Source organism: Pseudomonas sp. LBUM1666 (assembly GCF_059695775.1).
Genome location: NZ_CP166789.1, coordinates 1,875,756 through 1,895,200, shown reverse-complemented (window position 1 = coordinate 1,895,200; position 19,445 = coordinate 1,875,756). Strand labels below are relative to the sequence as shown.

13 protein-coding genes, 2 tRNA genes and 3 rRNA genes are annotated in these 19,445 nt (G+C 56.7%); 5 read left to right on the top strand and 13 right to left on the bottom strand.

Annotated features, from left to right (window positions below; genetic code table 11):
* Positions 1-11 precede the first annotated feature (11 nt).
* On the bottom strand, positions 12-1,322 hold the full coding sequence (locus ACA056_RS08615) for an MFS transporter (protein ID WP_497271902.1): 1,311 nt from the start codon (positions 1,320-1,322) through the stop codon (positions 12-14).
* A 162-nt stretch (positions 1,323-1,484) separates the two neighbouring features.
* On the opposite strand from ACA056_RS08615, the gene ACA056_RS08610 reads away from it, so the two are divergent.
* Complete coding sequence (locus ACA056_RS08610; protein ID WP_497271900.1) at positions 1,485-2,417, top strand: LysR family transcriptional regulator; 933 nt, start codon at positions 1,485-1,487, stop codon at positions 2,415-2,417.
* On the opposite strand, the gene ACA056_RS08605 is transcribed toward ACA056_RS08610, so the two are convergent.
* The 6 genes from ACA056_RS08605 to ACA056_RS08580 all read right to left on the bottom strand — a co-directional run bounded on the left by ACA056_RS08605 (position 2,414) and on the right by ACA056_RS08580 (position 7,916).
* Positions 2,414-3,025 carry an RraA family protein gene (locus ACA056_RS08605; RefSeq protein ID WP_497271898.1) on the bottom strand — a complete coding sequence of 204 codons (612 nt, stop codon included), beginning with the start codon at positions 3,023-3,025 and terminating at the stop codon, positions 2,414-2,416. The genes ACA056_RS08610 and ACA056_RS08605 overlap by 4 nt on opposite strands.
* The gene (locus tag ACA056_RS08600) at positions 3,018-3,410 is read right to left on the bottom strand and encodes a RidA family protein (protein ID WP_497271896.1); all 393 of its coding nucleotides are present in this window, start codon (positions 3,408-3,410) and stop codon (positions 3,018-3,020) included. Before ACA056_RS08600 ends, ACA056_RS08605 begins: the two co-directional genes overlap by 8 nt.
* Before the next feature lie 18 nt (positions 3,411-3,428).
* A complete protein-coding gene (locus tag ACA056_RS08595) occupies positions 3,429-4,808 on the bottom strand; it encodes an MFS transporter (protein ID WP_497271894.1) in 1,380 nt (459 codons plus the stop codon).
* A gap of 128 nt (positions 4,809-4,936) precedes the next feature.
* A complete protein-coding gene (locus ACA056_RS08590; RefSeq protein ID WP_497271892.1) occupies positions 4,937-5,866 on the bottom strand; it encodes a 2-hydroxyacid dehydrogenase in 930 nt (309 codons plus the stop codon).
* Entirely contained in the window at positions 5,863-6,618 is a 756-nt protein-coding gene (locus tag ACA056_RS08585; protein ID WP_008145462.1) for a class II aldolase/adducin family protein, read from the bottom strand. The genes ACA056_RS08590 and ACA056_RS08585 overlap by 4 nt, the downstream gene beginning before the upstream one ends.
* Positions 6,615-7,916, bottom strand: coding sequence for an MFS transporter (locus tag ACA056_RS08580; protein WP_497271890.1), 1,302 nt, complete (start codon positions 7,914-7,916; stop codon positions 6,615-6,617). Before ACA056_RS08580 ends, ACA056_RS08585 begins: the two co-directional genes overlap by 4 nt.
* 156 nt (positions 7,917-8,072) lie before the next feature.
* On the opposite strand from ACA056_RS08580, the gene ACA056_RS08575 reads away from it, so the two are divergent.
* Complete coding sequence (locus tag ACA056_RS08575) at positions 8,073-9,032, top strand: LysR family transcriptional regulator (protein ID WP_095131011.1); 960 nt, start codon at positions 8,073-8,075, stop codon at positions 9,030-9,032.
* Positions 9,033-9,044: 12 nt separating this feature from the next.
* Here the strand turns inward: ACA056_RS08575 and mrdA are convergent, their stop codons facing one another.
* A complete protein-coding gene (gene mrdA / locus ACA056_RS08570) occupies positions 9,045-10,937 on the bottom strand; it encodes a penicillin-binding protein 2 (protein ID WP_497271888.1) in 1,893 nt (630 codons plus the stop codon).
* A 271-nt stretch (positions 10,938-11,208) separates the two neighbouring features.
* On the opposite strand from mrdA, the gene ACA056_RS08565 reads away from it, so the two are divergent.
* The gene (locus ACA056_RS08565; RefSeq protein ID WP_497271886.1) at positions 11,209-12,132 is read left to right on the top strand and encodes a TIGR03571 family LLM class oxidoreductase; all 924 of its coding nucleotides are present in this window, start codon (positions 11,209-11,211) and stop codon (positions 12,130-12,132) included.
* A gap of 115 nt (positions 12,133-12,247) precedes the next feature.
* Here ACA056_RS08565 and rrf read toward each other — a convergent pair.
* From rrf to ACA056_RS08540, 5 genes are all read right to left on the bottom strand, one after another.
* A 5S ribosomal RNA gene (rrf, locus tag ACA056_RS08560) occupies positions 12,248-12,363 on the bottom strand.
* A 156-nt stretch (positions 12,364-12,519) separates the two neighbouring features.
* Positions 12,520-15,411 (bottom strand): 23S ribosomal RNA (locus ACA056_RS08555).
* A gap of 236 nt (positions 15,412-15,647) precedes the next feature.
* Positions 15,648-15,723, bottom strand: a tRNA-Ala gene (locus ACA056_RS08550).
* A 27-nt stretch (positions 15,724-15,750) separates the two neighbouring features.
* Positions 15,751-15,827, bottom strand: a tRNA-Ile gene (locus ACA056_RS08545).
* A gap of 82 nt (positions 15,828-15,909) precedes the next feature.
* A 16S ribosomal RNA gene (locus ACA056_RS08540) occupies positions 15,910-17,448 on the bottom strand.
* Together the 16S, 23S and 5S rRNA genes with 2 tRNA genes alongside form the textbook arrangement of a ribosomal RNA operon.
* 652 nt (positions 17,449-18,100) lie before the next feature.
* On the opposite strand from ACA056_RS08540, the gene rhtA reads away from it, so the two are divergent.
* Together rhtA and ACA056_RS08530 are read left to right on the top strand one after the other, a co-directional pair.
* The gene (gene rhtA / locus ACA056_RS08535; protein ID WP_497271884.1) at positions 18,101-18,988 is read left to right on the top strand and encodes a threonine/homoserine exporter RhtA; all 888 of its coding nucleotides are present in this window, start codon (positions 18,101-18,103) and stop codon (positions 18,986-18,988) included.
* A 167-nt stretch (positions 18,989-19,155) separates the two neighbouring features.
* Entirely contained in the window at positions 19,156-19,437 is a 282-nt protein-coding gene (locus tag ACA056_RS08530) for a hypothetical protein (protein ID WP_497271882.1), read from the top strand.
* The last annotated feature ends 8 nt before the right edge of the window (positions 19,438-19,445 follow it).

The following is a 19,445-nucleotide window of genomic DNA, read 5'->3' as shown; positions in this document are numbered from 1 at the left end:
GGAAATTGTGATTAAGCGTTGGCCATTTCGAGGCGTTCAGCGCTGGCATGGCGACGGGCAAGGGACAGGACACAGATCAGCGAAGTCGCGGCAATCAGGCTGTAGAACACCGCCATCGGCCACCATTGGCCGGCGAACTTGTGCGCCAGCAAGGTGCCGATCAGCGGCGTCAGGCCACCGGCCACGGCACCGCAAATCTGATAGGCCAGCGAGATCGCGGTGTAGCGCACGCGGATCTCGAACATGCCGCTGACGTAACCGGCGATCACCGCGTAGAACGACGCCATGCACACCACCGCCAGGGCGATGCCGAGGATGATCAGCGGCGCCTGGGCCGAGCTGACCAGCACGAACATCGGGTACGGCGAGGCGATGGCCAACAACGACACCAGGCACAGGAATCGCGTGGCGCCCATTTTCTCGGCGACCCACGCGGCCAGTGGTTGAATGCAGAACTGAATGATCGCCACCACAAACAGGCACTCAAGAATCAGTGAGCGCGGCAGTTCGAGTTGCTGGGTGGTGTAGGCGATCATGAAGGTATTGGTGAAATACACCCCGGCGATCCCGAGGGTATTGGCGCCGATGCACAGCAGCAGCGGGCGCCATGCGGTACGCAGGACTTCCATGACCGGAGCCTGTTCTTTACGAGTACTTTTTGCAGCCAGTTCGCGGCTGGCGAGAAATTCCGGCGACTCATTCACGCCCAGGCGAATCGCCAGGCCCACCAGCAGCAGCAACGAACTGGCGAGGAACGGCAGGCGCCAGCCCCAGCTCATCAGTTCTTCTTCCGGCAGACGGGTGACTGCGCTGAAGGCCAGCAACGACAGGATCAAACCGGCCGGGCTGCCCAGTTGCGCAAAGGAGGCGAAGAAATTTCGTCGACCTTTCGGCGCATGCTCGCCGGCCATCAGCACGGCCCCGCCCCACTCGCCACCGACGGCGATGCCCTGGACGATGCGCAGCAGAATCAGCAGCACCGGCGCTGCTGCGCCGATTTGTGCGTAGGTCGGCAGCAAGCCGATGCAGACCGTGACCACGCCCATCATCAGCAACGTGATGATCAGCGACTTCTTGCGGCCGATGCGGTCGCCGATATGGCCGAAGATAATCCCGCCCAACGGCCGCGCAAAAAAACCCACGGCGAAGGTGCCAAAGGCGGCCATGGTGCTGAACAGTTTGTCGTCGGAGGGGAAGAACAGCGCGCCGAATACCAGCGCGGCGGCGGTGGCATAAATGTAAAAGTCGTACCACTCGATCATGGTGCCAATAAAGGCTGCGGCTGCCGCACGGCGCGGCTGAGGAGAAGCTTGGGGCTTCATGGGTCGGTCTCCTTTGGTTATTTTTTTGGCAGGAGTGAAACGGCTAAATCAAGGCGCTCTGACGGCGCCTGTCTGGAGATGATTTATCGTCTCGGGGCTATGATTAGTCAATTTTCTATTTATTATGCTGACTATTACGACAGCTTATAATCGAGAGCCGCCATGGCCGAACGCGATGTACAACGCCTGCTCAATGACCGTCTGGACTGGAACCTGCTGCGCACTTTTCGGGTGATCGGCCAGGAGCTGAGCATCAGCCGCGCCGCCGCCCGCCTGCACCTGACGCAACCGGCGGTGAGCCAGGCGCTGAAACGTCTGGAGGAGCAACTGGGCCGACAACTGATCGCCCGGCGCGGGCCACGATTTGCCCTGACCGAAGTCGGTGAGCAGATCTTCGAACTGGCCGGGGAAATCTACGGGCAGATGTCCCAGGTCAGCAGCGTGCTGGAGCAACCGGCCGACGAAGTGATCGGTAAGGTTCGCTTGCTGATCATCAGCCGGATCTTTTCGGAGCGCTTCGATGACTTCCTCGCGGACTTCCATCGCCAGCATCCGCGAGTGGATCTGGAAGTCGACGTGATGCGCAGCTCCGACATCGTCAGCGCCCTCCAGGAAAAAACCGCGACCCTGGGCCTGAGCCTCAATCGCCGCCCACAACCGCGCCTGGAACAACGGCTGTTCCTGCGTCAACGCTATGCGTTTTTCTGCGGCAAGCACCATGCACTGTTCGGCCAACAGAACGTTGCCGAAGGGGATTTGCAGCGGGAGAACTTCGTCAGTTTCACCAGCGACCAAATCGGCGGCATGCTGTCGCCGCTGACGATTTTCCGTGATCAGCAAGGCTTCAGCGGACGGATCGTCGCCTCATCACCGAGCCTGGAGGAAGTCCGGCGACTGGTGATCGCCGGGTACGGGATCGGCTGTTTGCCCGAGCACGTGGTGGCGGCGGACGTCGACGCCGGATTGCTCTGGCGCCTGCCGCCCCACGAAGGGATTGCCGATGTGGACATTCATTTGCTGTGGAACCGCGAGCAGCGCATGAGCCGGGCCGAGACGATTTTCATCGAAAGCCTGCAACGCTGCCTGACGGCCTAAACGCGCAATACCTGCGCCACCGGCTCGCCCGCACGCAAGCGCGCAAGCAACTGCGGTTCGGCTTGATCGGAAGCCAACGCCTGGTCGATGACACCGGCTGCGGTTTGCCAATCGAGAAACAGCACGCCGTTGTCGTCCGCCAGCACCAGATCCCCGGGATGTACCGTGACGCCAGCACAGTGAATCGGCTGATTGATCTGGCTGTCGCCGCGGCCATGCAGCTTGGTGGTCAGCAGACTGGTGCCGCGAGCGAAGACCGGCAGCCCGCCTTCGCGCAGTTCCAACAGGTCGGTCACTGCACCGTCCACTACGATTCCCACTGCACCGGCGCAGCGTGCCGCGCAACTGGTCACCGCACCAACCGGGGCGTGTTGCCAATCACCGCCGGTGTCGATCACCAGCACATCGCCCGGTTTTATCAGCGCCAATGCCTGGTTGACGGCAATCGCGTCAGCACCGACCAGTTTCAGGGTCAGCGCGCGGCCGACCAGTTTCACATTGGGCACCATGGCTCGCAGTTGCGAGTCGGCAAAGCCTTCCTCGAGAAAATGCCCCAGGGTCGGAAAGCTCACCGCGTTGAGCTGCTCGATCAGCTGCAATTCATCCATGCTGCAGCTCCTTGGCGATCAACTCGGCAACACAATCGATTTCCAGCGACACGCCCCACAGCGCCACACACACCGTGGTCCGGGCCGGCGGCGCATGGCCGAGGAACTCGCGATACACCGCGTTGAACGGCTCCAATTGCGCGGGGTCGGTGAGGTACGCATTAACCTTGATCACGTGGCTGAAGTCGGACCCGGCTTCAATCAGGATCGCCTGCAGATTGCGCAAAGTTTGTCGCATTTGTTCGGTGAAATGAGCGGGCTGGTCATCGAGCCCGCTCTGGGCCGGAATCTGCCCGGCGGTGAACACAAGGTGGCCGCTGACCACCGCTTGGGAGTAAGGGCCGACCGGGCCGATGAAGCCCGGGGCTGACTGGATTCTGCGCATGGTGTTGAACTCCATTAATCAGGCGGCGGCCGATTTGACAGGTTTGCCGAGGGCTGGCTCGTTGGCCGGCACTGCCACTGGGACTTCACTGATGTCCCGCTTGAAGGTCTCGGTCAGCAACAACAAGGCCACCAACGAAATCAATGCGGCACCGATCATGTACCAGGCCACCGAAGAGCCTTTGCCGGTCGCCGCCAGTAGTGCGGTGGTGACGATGGGCGTCGCCGCACTGCCGAGCAGACCGGACAACATGTAGCTGATGGACAGTCCCGAATAACGCACACGTGTGCCGAACAGTTCAGCGAGGAAGGTCGCAATCGGCCCGTAATTGGCCGCGAAGGCAGTCATCAACAGCAGGTAGCCGAAGATCACACAGGGCAACTCTTTAGTGTCCATCAACCAGAACATCGGGAACGCCACCAACGCTTCGGCCACGATGCCGGCAACGATGATCGGCTTGCGTCCGTAGCGGTCCGACAGCGCGCCGAACACCGGCAACATGACGATGCACCAGGCGCAGGACAGCAACACCACGCCGAGCATCACGCTGCGGCTGAACCCGAGATTCTGCGTGCCGTAGGTCAGGCCGAAGGCAACGATGATGTTGAACGACGCCCCGGTCGACATGGTGGCGATCCCGCCCAGCACCACTTGTTTCCAGTACTTGCGGAAGACTTCCGCCAGCGGCATTTTCACTTGCACCTCGGCTTCCTTGACCTTGTTGAAGGCCGGGGTTTCAGAGATGTTCAAACGGATGTACAAGCCCACGGCGATCAGCAGCACGCTAGCCAGGAACGGAATACGCCAGCCCCAGGCCAACAGGTCTTCAGGGGACAGCCATGCGGCAATCAGCAGGAAGGCCAGGTTGGCAATCATGGTCCCGGCCGGGACGCCGATCTGTACCCACGAGCCGTACAAGCCGCGTTTGTTGGCGGGAGCGTGTTCCACCGCCATCAACACCGCCCCGCCCCACTCGCCACCCAACGCCAGGCCTTGAATCACCCTCAGCAGCAACAACAGGATCGGCGCCCAGATACCAATGGCCGCGTAGTTAGGTAATAACCCGATGGCAAAAGTAGCGGCACCCATGGTCAACAGCGAAACCAACAACATCGACTTGCGTCCCAAACGGTCACCGAAATGACCGAACAGTGCCGCACCGACAATCCGGGCCAGGTAGGCCGAAGCAAACGTACCGAAAGCCAGTAATGTTCCGATCAACGGATCGAAATCCGGAAAGAACACTTTGTTGAACACCAGCGCCGAAGCCGTGGCGAAAACAAACAGGTCGTACCATTCCACCGTGGTGCCAATCACGCTGGCCACGGCAACTTTTTTCATGCTGACTGCAACTTCCGGAGGTGCGCCGGACTTTTCTACAGGCGATAGATCGCTCATTACTGTCTCCAGGAGTTCATCAAGAACTCGTATTTAATTGTTTTAACTGGCAGTAAAACGTTCGATGTGAGGGATTATTGTTATTCCTCGCCCAACTAAATGAGCGAGTTTTTCAAAGCACTTGTTTATTAATAACCGAGTGTTCGGTCCGCACAATTCAATAACGATTTTCCGGTATTTAAACGGCGAAAGTTCTCTGCTACTTGTTCGGCGATACAGTCATGGGAGGCCGCGGACGCCATGTGCGGGGTGATGGTGACGCCGGGCATTGTCCAGAGACGGTGATCGACCGGCAGCGGTTCTTGTTCGAAAACATCCAGCAACGCGCCGCGTAGTTTTCCTCGCGCCAGGGCCTGTTCGAGGTCGTCGATATTCAGATGACCGCCGCGACCACAATTGACCAGCGCGGCGCCATTGGCGAGCCGCTCGAACGTTGCGCTGCCGAGGATGCCGCGGGTTTCGCTGGTCAGCGGCAACAGGTTGATCAGCAACTCCAATCCATCGAGAAACGGGTTCAGTTTTTCCGCACCGGCGAAAGTCTTCACGCCTGGCAAGTCCTTGCTGCGACGCGCCCAACCACGCACGTCGTAACCGGCGGCGGCCAGGTCCTGGGCAATGGCGCTGCCCAACGACCCAAGCCCCATCACCCCGACCTTGAACTGTCCCGCTGCCCGTTGCAGCGGCCGCTCCCAACGCTGGTCCTGTTGCTGCAACAGCACCTGATCGAAGCCGCGGTGATAGTGAATCGCCGCCCAGCGCACGTACTCGGTCATGCCCTGGCGGTGACCGGGATCAACCACTCGGCAGATTGGCAGATCCGGGCACGACGGGTCGTGATCGAGGTGATCGATGCCAGCGGCCACCGAGTGAATGACTTGCAGGTTCGGCAACGCGGCGAGGCTGCCCGGCAAGGGAAACCAGCACGCGGCAATCTGCGCGTTGGCAGCCTGCGGATCATCGACCAGGACTGCTTTGAGTTGCGGCGCACTGCGGGCAAACGCGGCCTGCAGTTGCTTGAGCAGCAAGGTGTCGCGGGACAGCAGAACCACAGTGTTCATGACAGATAGGACTCACGCTGGGATTCGATCAGGGTCAGGGCGGCCTCCCAGGCCAGGTCGATGATGTTGTCCTGCTCATCGCGGTCAAACTGCTCGGCGGTGTGCGCACAGACCTCCGGGGACGGGTAATGCAACGCCGAACCACCGGACAACGCCGCAACTTGCGCCTGACAGGCACGCTCCAGAAAGTGAATTTCCTGGAACGCCTGCGCCACGCCAGAACCGCCGACCAACAGTCCATGATTGCGCAGGATCATCGCCCGGTGCGGCCCCAGATCGGCAATCAAACGCTCGCGCTCATCCAGCGACAGCGCGATGCCTTCATAGGTGTGATACGCCAATTTGCCGTAGAACTTCAGCGCATGCTGACTGATCGGCAGCAAACCTTGTTTCTGCGCGGCGACCGCCATGCCAGCCGCAGTGTGGGTGTGAATCACGCAGTTGAGATCCGGGCGGGCCATGTGGATCGCCGAGTGAATGACGAAGCCGGCAGCGTTGACCCGATGACCTTCATATTCCGGGTCGACGACTCGCCCGTCCTGATCGATACGTACCAGGTCCGAAGCGCGCATGCGGTCGAAAATCACCCCGTAGCGGTTGATCAGGAAGTGGTGCTCAGGCCCTGGAATACGCAGGGTAATGTGGGTATCGATCAGGTCGGTCATGCGAAAGTGCGCGACCAGGCGATACAGCGCAGCCAGTTCGCAACGGGCTTGCCATTCAACCGGGCCGATGTGTTCAGGTTTACTCACGAATACACCTCTTTAGCAGCGTGGGTGACGACCGGGTTGGCGCGCAGGCGGGCCAGGCCGCAAACACCGATCAAGGACACGACCGATAGCAAGGTGAAGAACACCGCCAACGGCAACCATTGTCCGGAAAACTTGCTCGCCAGCAGCGTGCCAATCAGCGGCGTAGTACCGCCGGCCAGCGCGCAGCTGAGTTGGTAGGCGATAGAAATGCCCGAGTAGCGCAGGTGCACCGGGAACGCCTGGGTCATGTAGCCGGCGATCACCGCGTACAGCGCCGAGAGAATCACCACCGCCAGAGCAATGCCGACAGTCATCAGCACAATGTTCTGTGTGCCCACCAGCATGAACATCGGGTACGGCGTGACCATGCACAGCAGCGCGACCAGTTTGAGGAAGCGGCCTTCGCCGATACGCTCGGCCAGCAACGCGGAGAGCGGTTGCGAGAGCAGCTGAATGACGGTTACCAGGAACAGGCAATCGAGAATCGTCGAGCGCGCGATGCCCTGATACTGGGTGACGTAGGTGATCATGAACGTATTGGTAAAGAAGAACCCGGCCGAACCGATGGTCACGGCGGCGGCGGCAAACAGGATCTGCCGCCAGCAGGTGCGGATCACGTCCTTCACCGGGTACTTGGAAGTCTCGTTGTTGTCCCGGGCCTTGGCGAACTCCGGCGACTCGTGGACGCCGGAACGGATCATCAGGCCGACCATCATCAACACACCGCTGGCGAGAAACGGCAGACGCCAGCCCCAGGCGAGGAAGTCCTCTGGTTCGAGGGAGGTGACCAGGCGAAAGGCGATCAACGCCAGCAGCAAACCGGCCGGGCTACCGAGTTGCGCGAACGATGCATAGAAAGTCTTGCGCTTGGCCGGTGCGTGCTCGCTGGCCATCAGCACCGCCCCGCCCCACTCGCCACCGACCGAAATGCCCTGGATCAAACGCAGCACAATCAGACCGACCGGTGCCCAGATGCCGACGCTGGCGTAGCTGGGCAACAGACCGATGCCGGCGGTCGCCAAACCCATCAGGGCCATGGTCACCAGCAGCATTTTCTTGCGACCGAGGCGATCGCCCAGATGACCGAAAACCATGCCGGCCATTGGGCGAGCGATGAAGCCGACGGCGAAACTGCCGAACGCTGCCAGGGTGCTCATCACCGGGTCGTGGCTGGGGAAAAAAACTTGCCCAAGCACCAGCGCTGCCGCCGTGGCATAGATGTAGAAGTCGTAGAACTCGATGGTCGTGCCAATGAAGGCTGCCGCCGCCGCTCGACGCGGTTGAGGGGTAGTGTGCATGCAAGGACCCTGTGTATTTATAGTTTTGGGCAGGTACTGAAGGCTGTTTACGGATTGCACTCTGTGGCGCTTGTTAGCTTTATCGCTTCCGTGCCAGGATTAGTCAATTTTCAAATTCTTATCTTTACTATTAGCCTTGCTACTACTAGGAGCTTTATGCCCTCCACCTCTAACCCTTGGGTCGGTCGCCGCTTTCTGAATGACCGCCTCGACTGGAACCTGCTACGCACCTATTTGGTGATCGGCCAGGAAGGCAGCATGAGCCGGGCCGCCGCGCGATTGCACATCACGCAGTCAGCCGTCAGCCAGGCGCTTAAACGACTGGAGGAACAGTTGGAATGTGTGTTGATTGCCCGTAGCGGGCGACGGTTTGATCTGACGGAAACCGGGGAAGAAGTCCTGCGTATTGCGGCGGATATTTACGGCGATATTTCGCGATTGGGAACGGTGGTAGAAAGTCGTAACGACGACGTGGTCGGCAAGATTCGCATCCTTACCGTCAGCGGCGTGCAAGCACGACATTACGACGAGTTCCTCGCCGATTTCCACGAAACCCATCCGAAAATCGAGTTTGAAGTCGAAGTGATGGGCAGCTCGAACATCATCAGTTCACTGCTGCAAAAGACGGCGACCATTGGCGTCGGCCTGTGCCGTTTACCGCAGCCGCGGCTGGAGCAGCGAGTACTGTTTCGTGAGACTTATGCGTACTTTTGTGGGCAGCGTCATCGACTGTTCGGGCAAGAGAATCTGACCCTGGAACAGCTCGCAGCGGAGAACTTTGTCAGCTTCACCAGTGACCAACTCGGGGGCAATCTTTCACCCCTGACATTGTTCCGCGACCAGCAAGGCTTTACCGGCAAGATCGTCGCTTCATCGACGAGTTTCGAAGAAATTTATCGTTTGATCTGTTCAGGGTTCGGTATTGGCTGCCTGCCGACGCACCTGGTGCGTCGGGATGTCGAGCAAGGTTTGCTCTGGCGTTTGCCGCCGGAAGATGGGGTGGTGGATTTCGATATCCAGCTGCTGTGGAATCGCGAACAGAAGATGAGTCAGGCCGAAACTGTGTTCCTCGAAAGCTTCCAGCACATGCTCAGTATTCGTGAGCCTGTGCTGTGAAGCCTTGATCGCTTAGACGTGAGGGGCGCCCGGTGCTTTGCTGGGTGTGGCGTATTGCGGCTTCAAGTGACCGTCCTGATCGAGTAGCCAGGCATCCATGATCTGCCGCACCACGGGACCTGCGACTCGACCACCGGCCTCGCCGTTTTCGATCATCACCGAGATGACAATCTTCGGATGTTCGGCCGGGGCGAAACCGACGAACAAGGCGTTGTCGCGGTTGCGCTCAAGGGTTTTCGCCCGGTTGTAACGCTCGCCCTGCTTGATCGCCACCACTTGCGCGGTACCACTCTTGCCAGCGATACGGTACTGGGCACCCGCCGCTGCCGCCCGGGCAATCCCGCGAGCGTCGTGCATTACCATTTGCATGCCGTGGTTGACCTGCTCCCAGTCACGCGGGTCTTTCAACAGGATGTTTGGCATCGGATGCTCATCCACTGGCGTAACACCGTCCACGGTTTTGGCCAAGTGCGGCCGATTCCAGACACCTTTGTTGGCGATCAGTGCAGTGGCCTGGGCGAGCTGCAGTGGTGTGACCTGCATGTAACCCTGGCCGATGCCGAGGATCACGGTCTCTCCCGGGAACCATGCCTGACGGCGCGTGGCGCGCTTCCAGGCTTGCGATGGCATCAAACCGGCAGACTCTTCGAACATGTCCAGCGAGACTTTCTCGCCGAGACCGAACATGGCCATGTAGTCATGCAGTCGGTCGATGCCCAGCTTGTGGGCCAGGTCGTAGAAATAGGTGTCGTTGGAGCGCATGATCGCCGCGTCCATGTCTACCCAGCCATCGCCACTGTGGTTCCAGTTACGGTATTTGTGATCGAAGTCCGGGAGCTGGTAATAACCGGGGTCGAAGACGCGGGTCTGCGGGGTAACGACGCCGGCGTCGAGGCCGGCAATGGCCACTTCCGGTTTGATGGTCGAACCCGGTGCGTAGAGGCCGCGCAGTACGCGGTTGAACAGCGGCCGGTCGATGGAGTCGTGGAGCGCTGCGTATTCCTTGAAGCTGATTCCGGTGACGAACAGGTTCGGGTCGAAGCTCGGCTTGCTGACCATCGCGAGTACTTCGCCTGTCGACGGATCGAGAGCGACCACCGAACCGCGACGATCGCCCAAGGCTTCCTCGGCGGCTTCCTGAAGTTTGACGTCGAGGCTCAATACGATGTTTTTGCCTGGGATCGGATCGGTGTGCTTGAGCACTCGCAGGACCCGGCCCTGTGCGTTGGTTTCGACTTCTTCGTAACCCACTTGGCCATGCAACTGCGACTCGTAGAATTTTTCGATGCCGGTCTTGCCGATGGATTGAGTGCCACGGTATTCCACCGTGTCCAGGGCTTTGGACTCTTTCTCGTTGATGCGGCCGACGTAGCCGATTGAATGCGCAAAGTGCGCACCCATCGGGTAGTGACGAACGAATTGTGGCTCTACGTCGATCCCTGGCAGACGGAACTCGTTGACCGCCAACACGGCGATCTGTTCTTCGCTGAGCTCGTAGAACAAGGTGACCGGCACGAATGGATGCCGGGTCTGCTTCATTGCCTTGTCAAACAACGAGCGGTTTTCGGTCGGCAAGTGCAGGAGGCTGACCACTTCATCCAGCTCCTCTTTTACATCGGAGGCGCGTTCGCGGGTGATGGTCAGGTTGAAGCTGGGACGGTTGTCCGCCAGAACCACGCCGTTGCGGTCGTAGATCAAACCGCGCGTAGGGGTGATCGGCAGGACATGGACGCGATTGTTTTCTGAGATCGTCGAGTGATAGTCAAATTCGACCACCTGCAGGACATACATGCGCACGACCAGCGCGCAGGTAATGGCAACAACGAACAGGGCGCAAGCCATCAGTCTTTTGTTGACCAGGCGCGTCTCTTTTTCGTGGTCCTTGATCGGTATCGGTTGGGGCATTTCTGCAGCAGCTCTTTGACTGTAAAGGGGGGCCAATCCGTAGGCTTGAAATCAGTCCGTTAAAAAACGAGCTGCACCATACCAAAAACCGGACGGTCACTTTAGTGCGATTTCCTCTAACGGTTGTCCTTGAAGACTAAAACGACGTTCGGTTTCTTTATGACTCGTGCGTTTTTCTCAAGATTGATATTCCCATTCATGCATTTTTCTTGAAGGAAGGCCTGTAGATACTGGGTGCATGTCATTCCGTTTGGTTTTTTTGGAGTCTTTCATGCATCCACGATTTCAACGTTTACTTGGCTCGACTGGATTTTCCATTGGGTTGGAACTGCCGCTGGATAACGATTGGTCCAGCGATGGGCAGCGGCTGCGGATTGCCGAGGAGCGGCCGTTTGGTGTTCCGGACCTGAAGCAGCACGCCGCTATAGCGCGCCTCGCAGACAAGGCTGGTTTCCGCGCCCTGTGGGTGCGCGATGTGCCGGTTTATGATCCCAATTTTGGTGATGCGGCACAGGTGTTCGAAACCTTTTCCTACCTTGGCTACCTGGCCGGGATCACCGACAACATCATGCTGGGTACGGCGGCGGTTGTATTGCCGCTACGTCAGCCTTGGCTAACGCTCAAGGCAGCCAACAGTGTTGATGAACTGAGTGATGGACGTCTGCTACTGGGTGTGGCCAGTGGCGACCGACCTATGGAGTATCCGTTATTTGGTGTGGACTATGATCAGCGGGGAGAGATCTTTCGCGATACGGTCGAGTTGTTGCGCAGCCAAGGTGAAGGACGCTTGCCGGAAGGTGCTCGCCTGTTACCGGAGCGAGATCAGCCGGTGCCATTGCTGGTTGCAGGTCTTGGTCAGCAATCCCCAGCGTGGATCGGCCAACACATGGACGGCTGGCTCGCCTACCCCGGTACTCCGGATGAGCATCGGCGCCGAGTGGGACTGTGGCGGGAGGTCGGTGGCGATAAACCCTACATCAGCTTCGTTCACCTGGATCTGGCGGCTAATCCTCATGCACCGATGCGACGTGTACGTTTTGGCGGCAGCTGCGGGAGGCTGGCATTGATCGATGAGCTTCAAGCTTTGCGTGAAGCAGGTGTGCAGCACGTTGGCTTGCATCTGCGCCGTAGCGAGCGCCCGGTTGCCGAGGTTATGGAAGAAATCGCTGAATACGTTCTTCCGAAGTTTCACTAACGATGCTGCTGGAACCAGGGATAGCCGATGGGCTGTCCCTTTTTCGCCACGCCACTTTTCTGCGGACAAAACAAAACCCCTACCTGCATACGCAGATAGGGGTTTCGGAATTTAATCTTGACGATGACCTACTCTCACATGGGGAAACCCCACACTACCATCGGCGATGCATCGTTTCACTGCTGAGTTCGGGATGGGATCAGGTGGTTCCAATGCTCTATGGTCGTCAAGAAATTCGGGAGCCAGGTCGTGGGCCTTTTCAGGTTCACGCTCCAGCGAATGGGTATGTAATAGATTTGTGTGTTGCGTTGCGAATTTTCGACTCGTGTCGTCTTCACACACCGCAATCTGGTGCCTCTTCAGGTCAGCAAATTGCTTGGGTGTTATATGGTCAAGCCTCACGGGCAATTAGTATTGGTTAGCTCAACGCCTCACAGCGCTTACACACCCAACCTATCAACGTCGTAGTCTTCGACGGCCCTTCAGGGGACTCAAGGTCCCAGTGAGATCTCATCTTGAGGCTAGTTTCCCGCTTAGATGCTTTCAGCGGTTATCTATTCCGAACATAGCTACCCGGCAATGCCACTGGCGTGACAACCGGAACACCAGAGGTTCGTCCACTCCGGTCCTCTCGTACTAGGAGCAGCCCCTCTCAAATCTCAAACGTCCACGGCAGATAGGGACCGAACTGTCTCACGACGTTCTAAACCCAGCTCGCGTACCACTTTAAATGGCGAACAGCCATACCCTTGGGACCGGCTTCAGCCCCAGGATGTGATGAGCCGACATCGAGGTGCCAAACACCGCCGTCGATATGAACTCTTGGGCGGTATCAGCCTGTTATCCCCGGAGTACCTTTTATCCGTTGAGCGATGGCCCTTCCATACAGAACCACCGGATCACTAAGACCTACTTTCGTACCTGCTCGACGTGTCTGTCTCGCAGTCAAGCGCGCTTTTGCCTTTATACTCTACGACCGATTTCCGACCGGTCTGAGCGCACCTTCGTACTCCTCCGTTACTCTTTAGGAGGAGACCGCCCCAGTCAAACTACCCACCATACACTGTCCTCGATCCGGATAACGGACCTGAGTTAGAACCTCAAAGTTGCCAGGGTGGTATTTCAAGGTTGGCTCCACGCGAACTGGCGTCCACGCTTCAAAGCCTCCCACCTATCCTACACAAGCAAATTCAAAGTCCAGTGCAAAGCTATAGTAAAGGTTCACGGGGTCTTTCCGTCTAGCCGCGGATACACTGCATCTTCACAGCGATTTCAATTTCACTGAGTCTCGGGTGGAGACAGCGCCGCCATCGTTACGCCATTCGTGCAGGTCGGAACTTACCCGACAAGGAATTTCGCTACCTTAGGACCGTTATAGTTACGGCCGCCGTTTACCGGGGCTTCGATCAAGAGCTTCGCGTTAGCTAACCCCATCAATTAACCTTCCGGCACCGGGCAGGCGTCACACCCTATACGTCCACTTTCGTGTTTGCAGAGTGCTGTGTTTTTAATAAACAGTCGCAGCGGCCTGGTATCTTCGACCGGCATGGGCTTACGCAGTAAATGCTTCACCCTCACCGGCGCACCTTCTCCCGAAGTTACGGTGCCATTTTGCCTAGTTCCTTCACCCGAGTTCTCTCAAGCGCCTTGGTATTCTCTACCCAACCACCTGTGTCGGTTTGGGGTACGGTTCCTGGTTACCTGAAGCTTAGAAGCTTTTCTTGGAAGCATGGCATCAACCACTTCGTCACCCAAAGGGTAACTCGTCATCAGCTCTCGGCCTTAGAATCCCGGATTTACCTAAGATTCCAGCCTACCACCTTAAACTTGGACAACCAACGCCAAGCTGGCCTAGCCTTCTCCGTCCCTCCATCGCAATAACCAGAAGTACAGGAATATTAACCTGTTTTCCATCGACTACGCTTTTCAGCCTCGCCTTAGGGACCGACTAACCCTGCGTCGATTAACGTTGCGCAGGAAACCTTGGTCTTTCGGCGTGGGTGTTTTTCACACCCATTGTCGTTACTCATGTCAGCATTCGCACTTCTGATACCTCCAGCAAGCTTCTCAACTCACCTTCACAGGCTTACAGAACGCTCCTCTACCGCATCACCTAAGTGATACCCGTAGCTTCGGTGTATGGTTTGAGCCCCGTTACATCTTCCGCGCAGGCCGACTCGACTAGTGAGCTATTACGCTTTCTTTAAAGGGTGGCTGCTTCTAAGCCAACCTCCTAGCTGTCTAAGCCTTCCCACATCGTTTCCCACTTAACCATAACTTTGGGACCTTAGCTGACGGTCTGGGTTGTTTCCCTTTTCACGACGGACGTTAGCACCCGCCGTGTGTCTCCCATGCTCGGCACTTGTAGGTATTCGGAGTTTGCATCGGTTTGGTAAGTCGGGATGACCCCCTAGCCGAAACAGTGCTCTACCCCCTACAGTGATACATGAGGCGCTACCTAAATAGCTTTCGAGGAGAACCAGCTATCTCCGAGCTTGATTAGCCTTTCACTCCGATCCACAGGTCATCCGCTAACTTTTCAACGGTAGTCGGTTCGGTCCTCCAGTTAGTGTTACCCAACCTTCAACCTGCCCATGGATAGATCGCCCGGTTTCGGGTCTATTCCCAGCGACTAGACGCCCTATTAAGACTCGCTTTCGCTACGCCTCCCCTATTCGGTTAAGCTCGCCACTGAAAATAAGTCGCTGACCCATTATACAAAAGGTACGCAGTCACCCAACAAAGTGGGCTCCCACTGCTTGTACGCATACGGTTTCAGGATCTATTTCACTCCCCTCTCCGGGGTTCTTTTCGCCTTTCCCTCACGGTACTAGTTCACTATCGGTCAGTCAGTAGTATTTAGCCTTGGAGGATGGTCCCCCCATATTCAGACAAAGTTTCTCGTGCTCCGTCCTACTCGATTTCATGACTAAGAGATTTTCGCGTACAGGGCTATCACCCACTATGGCCGCACTTTCCAGAGCGTTCCGCTAATCTCAAAGCCACTTAAGGGCTAGTCCCCGTTCGCTCGCCACTACTAAGGGAATCTCGGTTGATTTCTTTTCCTCAGGGTACTTAGATGTTTCAGTTCCCCTGGTTCGCCTCTTAAGCCTATGTATTCAGCTTAAGATAACCATCTTATGATGGCTGGGTTCCCCCATTCAGACATCTCCGGATCAAAGTCTGTTTGCCGACTCCCCGAAGCTTTTCGCAGGCTACCACGTCTTTCATCGCCTCTGACTGCCAAGGCATCCACCGTATGCGCTTCTTCACTTGACCATATAACCCCAAGCAATCTGGTTATACTGTGAAGACGACATTCGCCGAAAATTCGCAATTTAACTCACAAATTTTACCTTAGCCTGATCCCACACCAGTGAAAGTGTGGTCCAGTCTATCTTTCTATCACATACCCAAATTTTTAAAGAACGATCTAATCCAAAGACTAGAAATCAACATTCACCATCGTGCGATGGAATGCTCATTTCTAAGCTTTCAACAAACAGAAGCAGTAGTGGTGGAGCCAAACGGGATCGAACCGTTGACCTCCTGCGTGCAAGGCAGGCGCTCTCCCAGCTGAGCTATGGCCCCGTATTTCTACAGGTTCCCACACAAAATTGGTGGGTCTGGGCAGATTCGAACTGCCGACCTCACCCTTATCAGGGGTGCGCTCTAACCAACTGAGCTACAGACCCAATTTCGGGCTGCTTCTTATCGTCTTCTTCAATGAATCAAGCAATTCGTGTGGGAACTTATGGAGCAGCTGATGTCGTCGATTAAGGAGGTGATCCAGCCGCAGGTTCCCCTACGGCTACCTTGTTACGACTTCACCCCAGTCATGAATCACACCGTGGTAACCGTCCTCCCGAAGGTTAGACTAGCTACTTCTGGTGCAACCCACTCCCATGGTGTGACGGGCGGTGTGTACAAGGCCCGGGAACGTATTCACCGCGACATTCTGATTCGCGATTACTAGCGATTCCGACTTCACGCAGTCGAGTTGCAGACTGCGATCCGGACTACGATCGGTTTTCTGGGATTAGCTCCACCTCGCGGCTTGGCAACCCTCTGTACCGACCATTGTAGCACGTGTGTAGCCCAGGCCGTAAGGGCCATGATGACTTGACGTCATCCCCACCTTCCTCCGGTTTGTCACCGGCAGTCTCCTTAGAGTGCCCACCTTAACGTGCTGGTAACTAAGGACAAGGGTTGCGCTCGTTACGGGACTTAACCCAACATCTCACGACACGAGCTGACGACAGCCATGCAGCACCTGTCTCAATGTTCCCGAAGGCACCAATCCATCTCTGGAAAGTTCATTGGATGTCAAGGCCTGGTAAGGTTCTTCGCGTTGCTTCGAATTAAACCACATGCTCCACCGCTTGTGCGGGCCCCCGTCAATTCATTTGAGTTTTAACCTTGCGGCCGTACTCCCCAGGCGGTCAACTTAATGCGTTAGCTGCGCCACTAAGAGCTCAAGGCTCCCAACGGCTAGTTGACATCGTTTACGGCGTGGACTACCAGGGTATCTAATCCTGTTTGCTCCCCACGCTTTCGCACCTCAGTGTCAGTATCAGTCCAGGTGGTCGCCTTCGCCACTGGTGTTCCTTCCTATATCTACGCATTTCACCGCTACACAGGAAATTCCACCACCCTCTACCATACTCTAGCTTGTCAGTTTTGAATGCAGTTCCCAGGTTGAGCCCGGGGATTTCACATCCAACTTAACAAACCACCTACGCGCGCTTTACGCCCAGTAATTCCGATTAACGCTTGCACCCTCTGTATTACCGCGGCTGCTGGCACAGAGTTAGCCGGTGCTTATTCTGTCGGTAACGTCAAAACACTTACGTATTAGGTAAATGCCCTTCCTCCCAACTTAAAGTGCTTTACAATCCGAAGACCTTCTTCACACACGCGGCATGGCTGGATCAGGCTTTCGCCCATTGTCCAATATTCCCCACTGCTGCCTCCCGTAGGAGTCTGGACCGTGTCTCAGTTCCAGTGTGACTGATCATCCTCTCAGACCAGTTACGGATCGTCGCCTTGGTGAGCCATTACCTCACCAACTAGCTAATCCGACCTAGGCTCATCTGATAGCGCAAGGCCCGAAGGTCCCCTGCTTTCTCCCGTAGGACGTATGCGGTATTAGCGTCCGTTTCCGAGCGTTATCCCCCACTACCAGGCAGATTCCTAGGCATTACTCACCCGTCCGCCGCTCGCCACCAGGTACAAGTACCCGTGCTGCCGCTCGACTTGCATGTGTTAGGCCTGCCGCCAGCGTTCAATCTGAGCCATGATCAAACTCTTCAGTTCAAACATCTTTGGGTTTTTAAGAAACCCTAAACTTGGCTCAGCAATCGTTGGTTACATCTTTGATTTCTCGCGGAGTAACTTGTGATGCTGATAATCTTGTTGACTATCAGTCTGACTCCACAAGCACCCACACGAATTGCTTGATTCAGTTGTTAAAGAGCGGTTGGTTAAGATCTTTCGTCTCAACCGAGGCGCGCATTCTACAGCAGCCTCTGTTGCTGTCAAGCGGTTATTTTTCGAAGTTTTCTTTGTAACTTCAACCACTTGCGCTTCCGATCTCTCGTCAGCGGGAGGCGAATTCTACAGCGTTACTCGCTGCTGTCAACACCTCTTTTACACCGCTTTCGACCGAGAAGATCGAATCGTTAAAAGAGCCAAACAACCTCGCTCTTTCAACTCCTTCTGGGCTTCGATGATCTGAAGCAACTCGCTGTCGAAAACTGCGTAACTCATTGTTTGCAAAGGAGTTTTCCGTTTCGACTGCGCCGGAAGTGGGGCGAATTATAGACTTCCAGAATCTGCCGTCAACCCTTAATTACGCTTTTCTATAAGGATGCTCAAAATAGCTGCTTATATATAGACGCGCCCGACATGAATGCGCAGTATATTGCCCAATAACACTCTCGCTTCCTACTTCGGACGATGCCACGCCATGAATGACCAACCTCGCAGCCTTGCCTCGACCCTGTTTTCGGTTGGTCTGCTATTGATAGCCATGGCATCAATCCAGTCAGGAGCCTCCCTTGCTAAAAGCATGTTCCCCATTATCGGTGCGCAAGGGACCACCACCCTACGGCTGATCTTCGCCAGCGTGATCATGATGTTGATACTGCGCCCCTGGCGAGCGAAGCTCACCGCAAAATCCCTGCGCACCGTCATCGTCTACGGAATGGCGTTGGGCGGCATGAACTTCCTCTTCTATATGTCCTTGCAAACCGTCCCTCTCGGTATCGCGGTTGCGCTGGAATTCACCGGCCCACTGGCGGTAGCCATCTACACCTCACGTCGCGCGATCGACTTTTTGTGGATCGCCCTGGCAGCCGTCGGCTTGCTGCTGTTAATACCTATGGGCGAAACGACCGCGGGAATCGATCTGGTAGGCGCCGGCTATGCATTGGGCGCAGGTGTCTGCTGGGCGCTGTACATTCTGTTCGGCCACAAGGCCGGCGCCGACAATGGCGTGCAGACCGCGGCACTGGGGGTGATGATTGCGGCACTTTTTGTAGCCCCTATCGGCATCGTCCATGCTGGCGCCGCGCTGCTCACTCCCTCACTGATCCCCGTGGCCATCGTTGTCGCCATTCTGTCCACCGCCGTGCCCTACACGCTGGAGATGGTCGCCCTCACCCGAATCCCGACCCGGACATTCGGCACATTGATGAGCATTGAACCTGCGATCGGCGCACTATCAGGCCTGTTGTTTCTCCATGAGTACCTTTCACTGTCACAATGGATGGCCATCATGTGCATCATTCTGGCTTCCATAGGCGCGACCATGACCATGGGGAGTGCAACCAAGCCTGCTGTCGCTGCAGATTGAGACAGGATTTGACGAGGGTCTGGTATTTGCCGCGCAATTAGGCCATGTTTAGGCCCGTAACCCAGTGTCAGACATGGATTTTTCAGATAGGGATATCAGAACGCTTCAAGCGAAAGCGAATGCAGCCAAACCGGGCGCAAAGATCCGGGGACGCTATAAGGACAGTAATGAAACGAATTTTGATACTGATCGCCGTACTTGCGGTTGCGGGCTGCGCGGCGACATCGAAAACCCAGATTAAACACGGCAAGAGAGGGCTGCATATCAACTGTTCCGGGCTCTCGTCATCCTGGGACAAGTGCTACGCCAGCGCTGCCAACTCGTGCGCTCCCAAAGGTTACAAGGTCATCGCCAAGTCAGGGGACGCCGTGGAAGAACCAGGCGATTACCCGTTCGGCCTCAACCCTGCAGGCTATACCAGCCGCAGCATGATCGTCATCTGCAAATAGGTTGATGC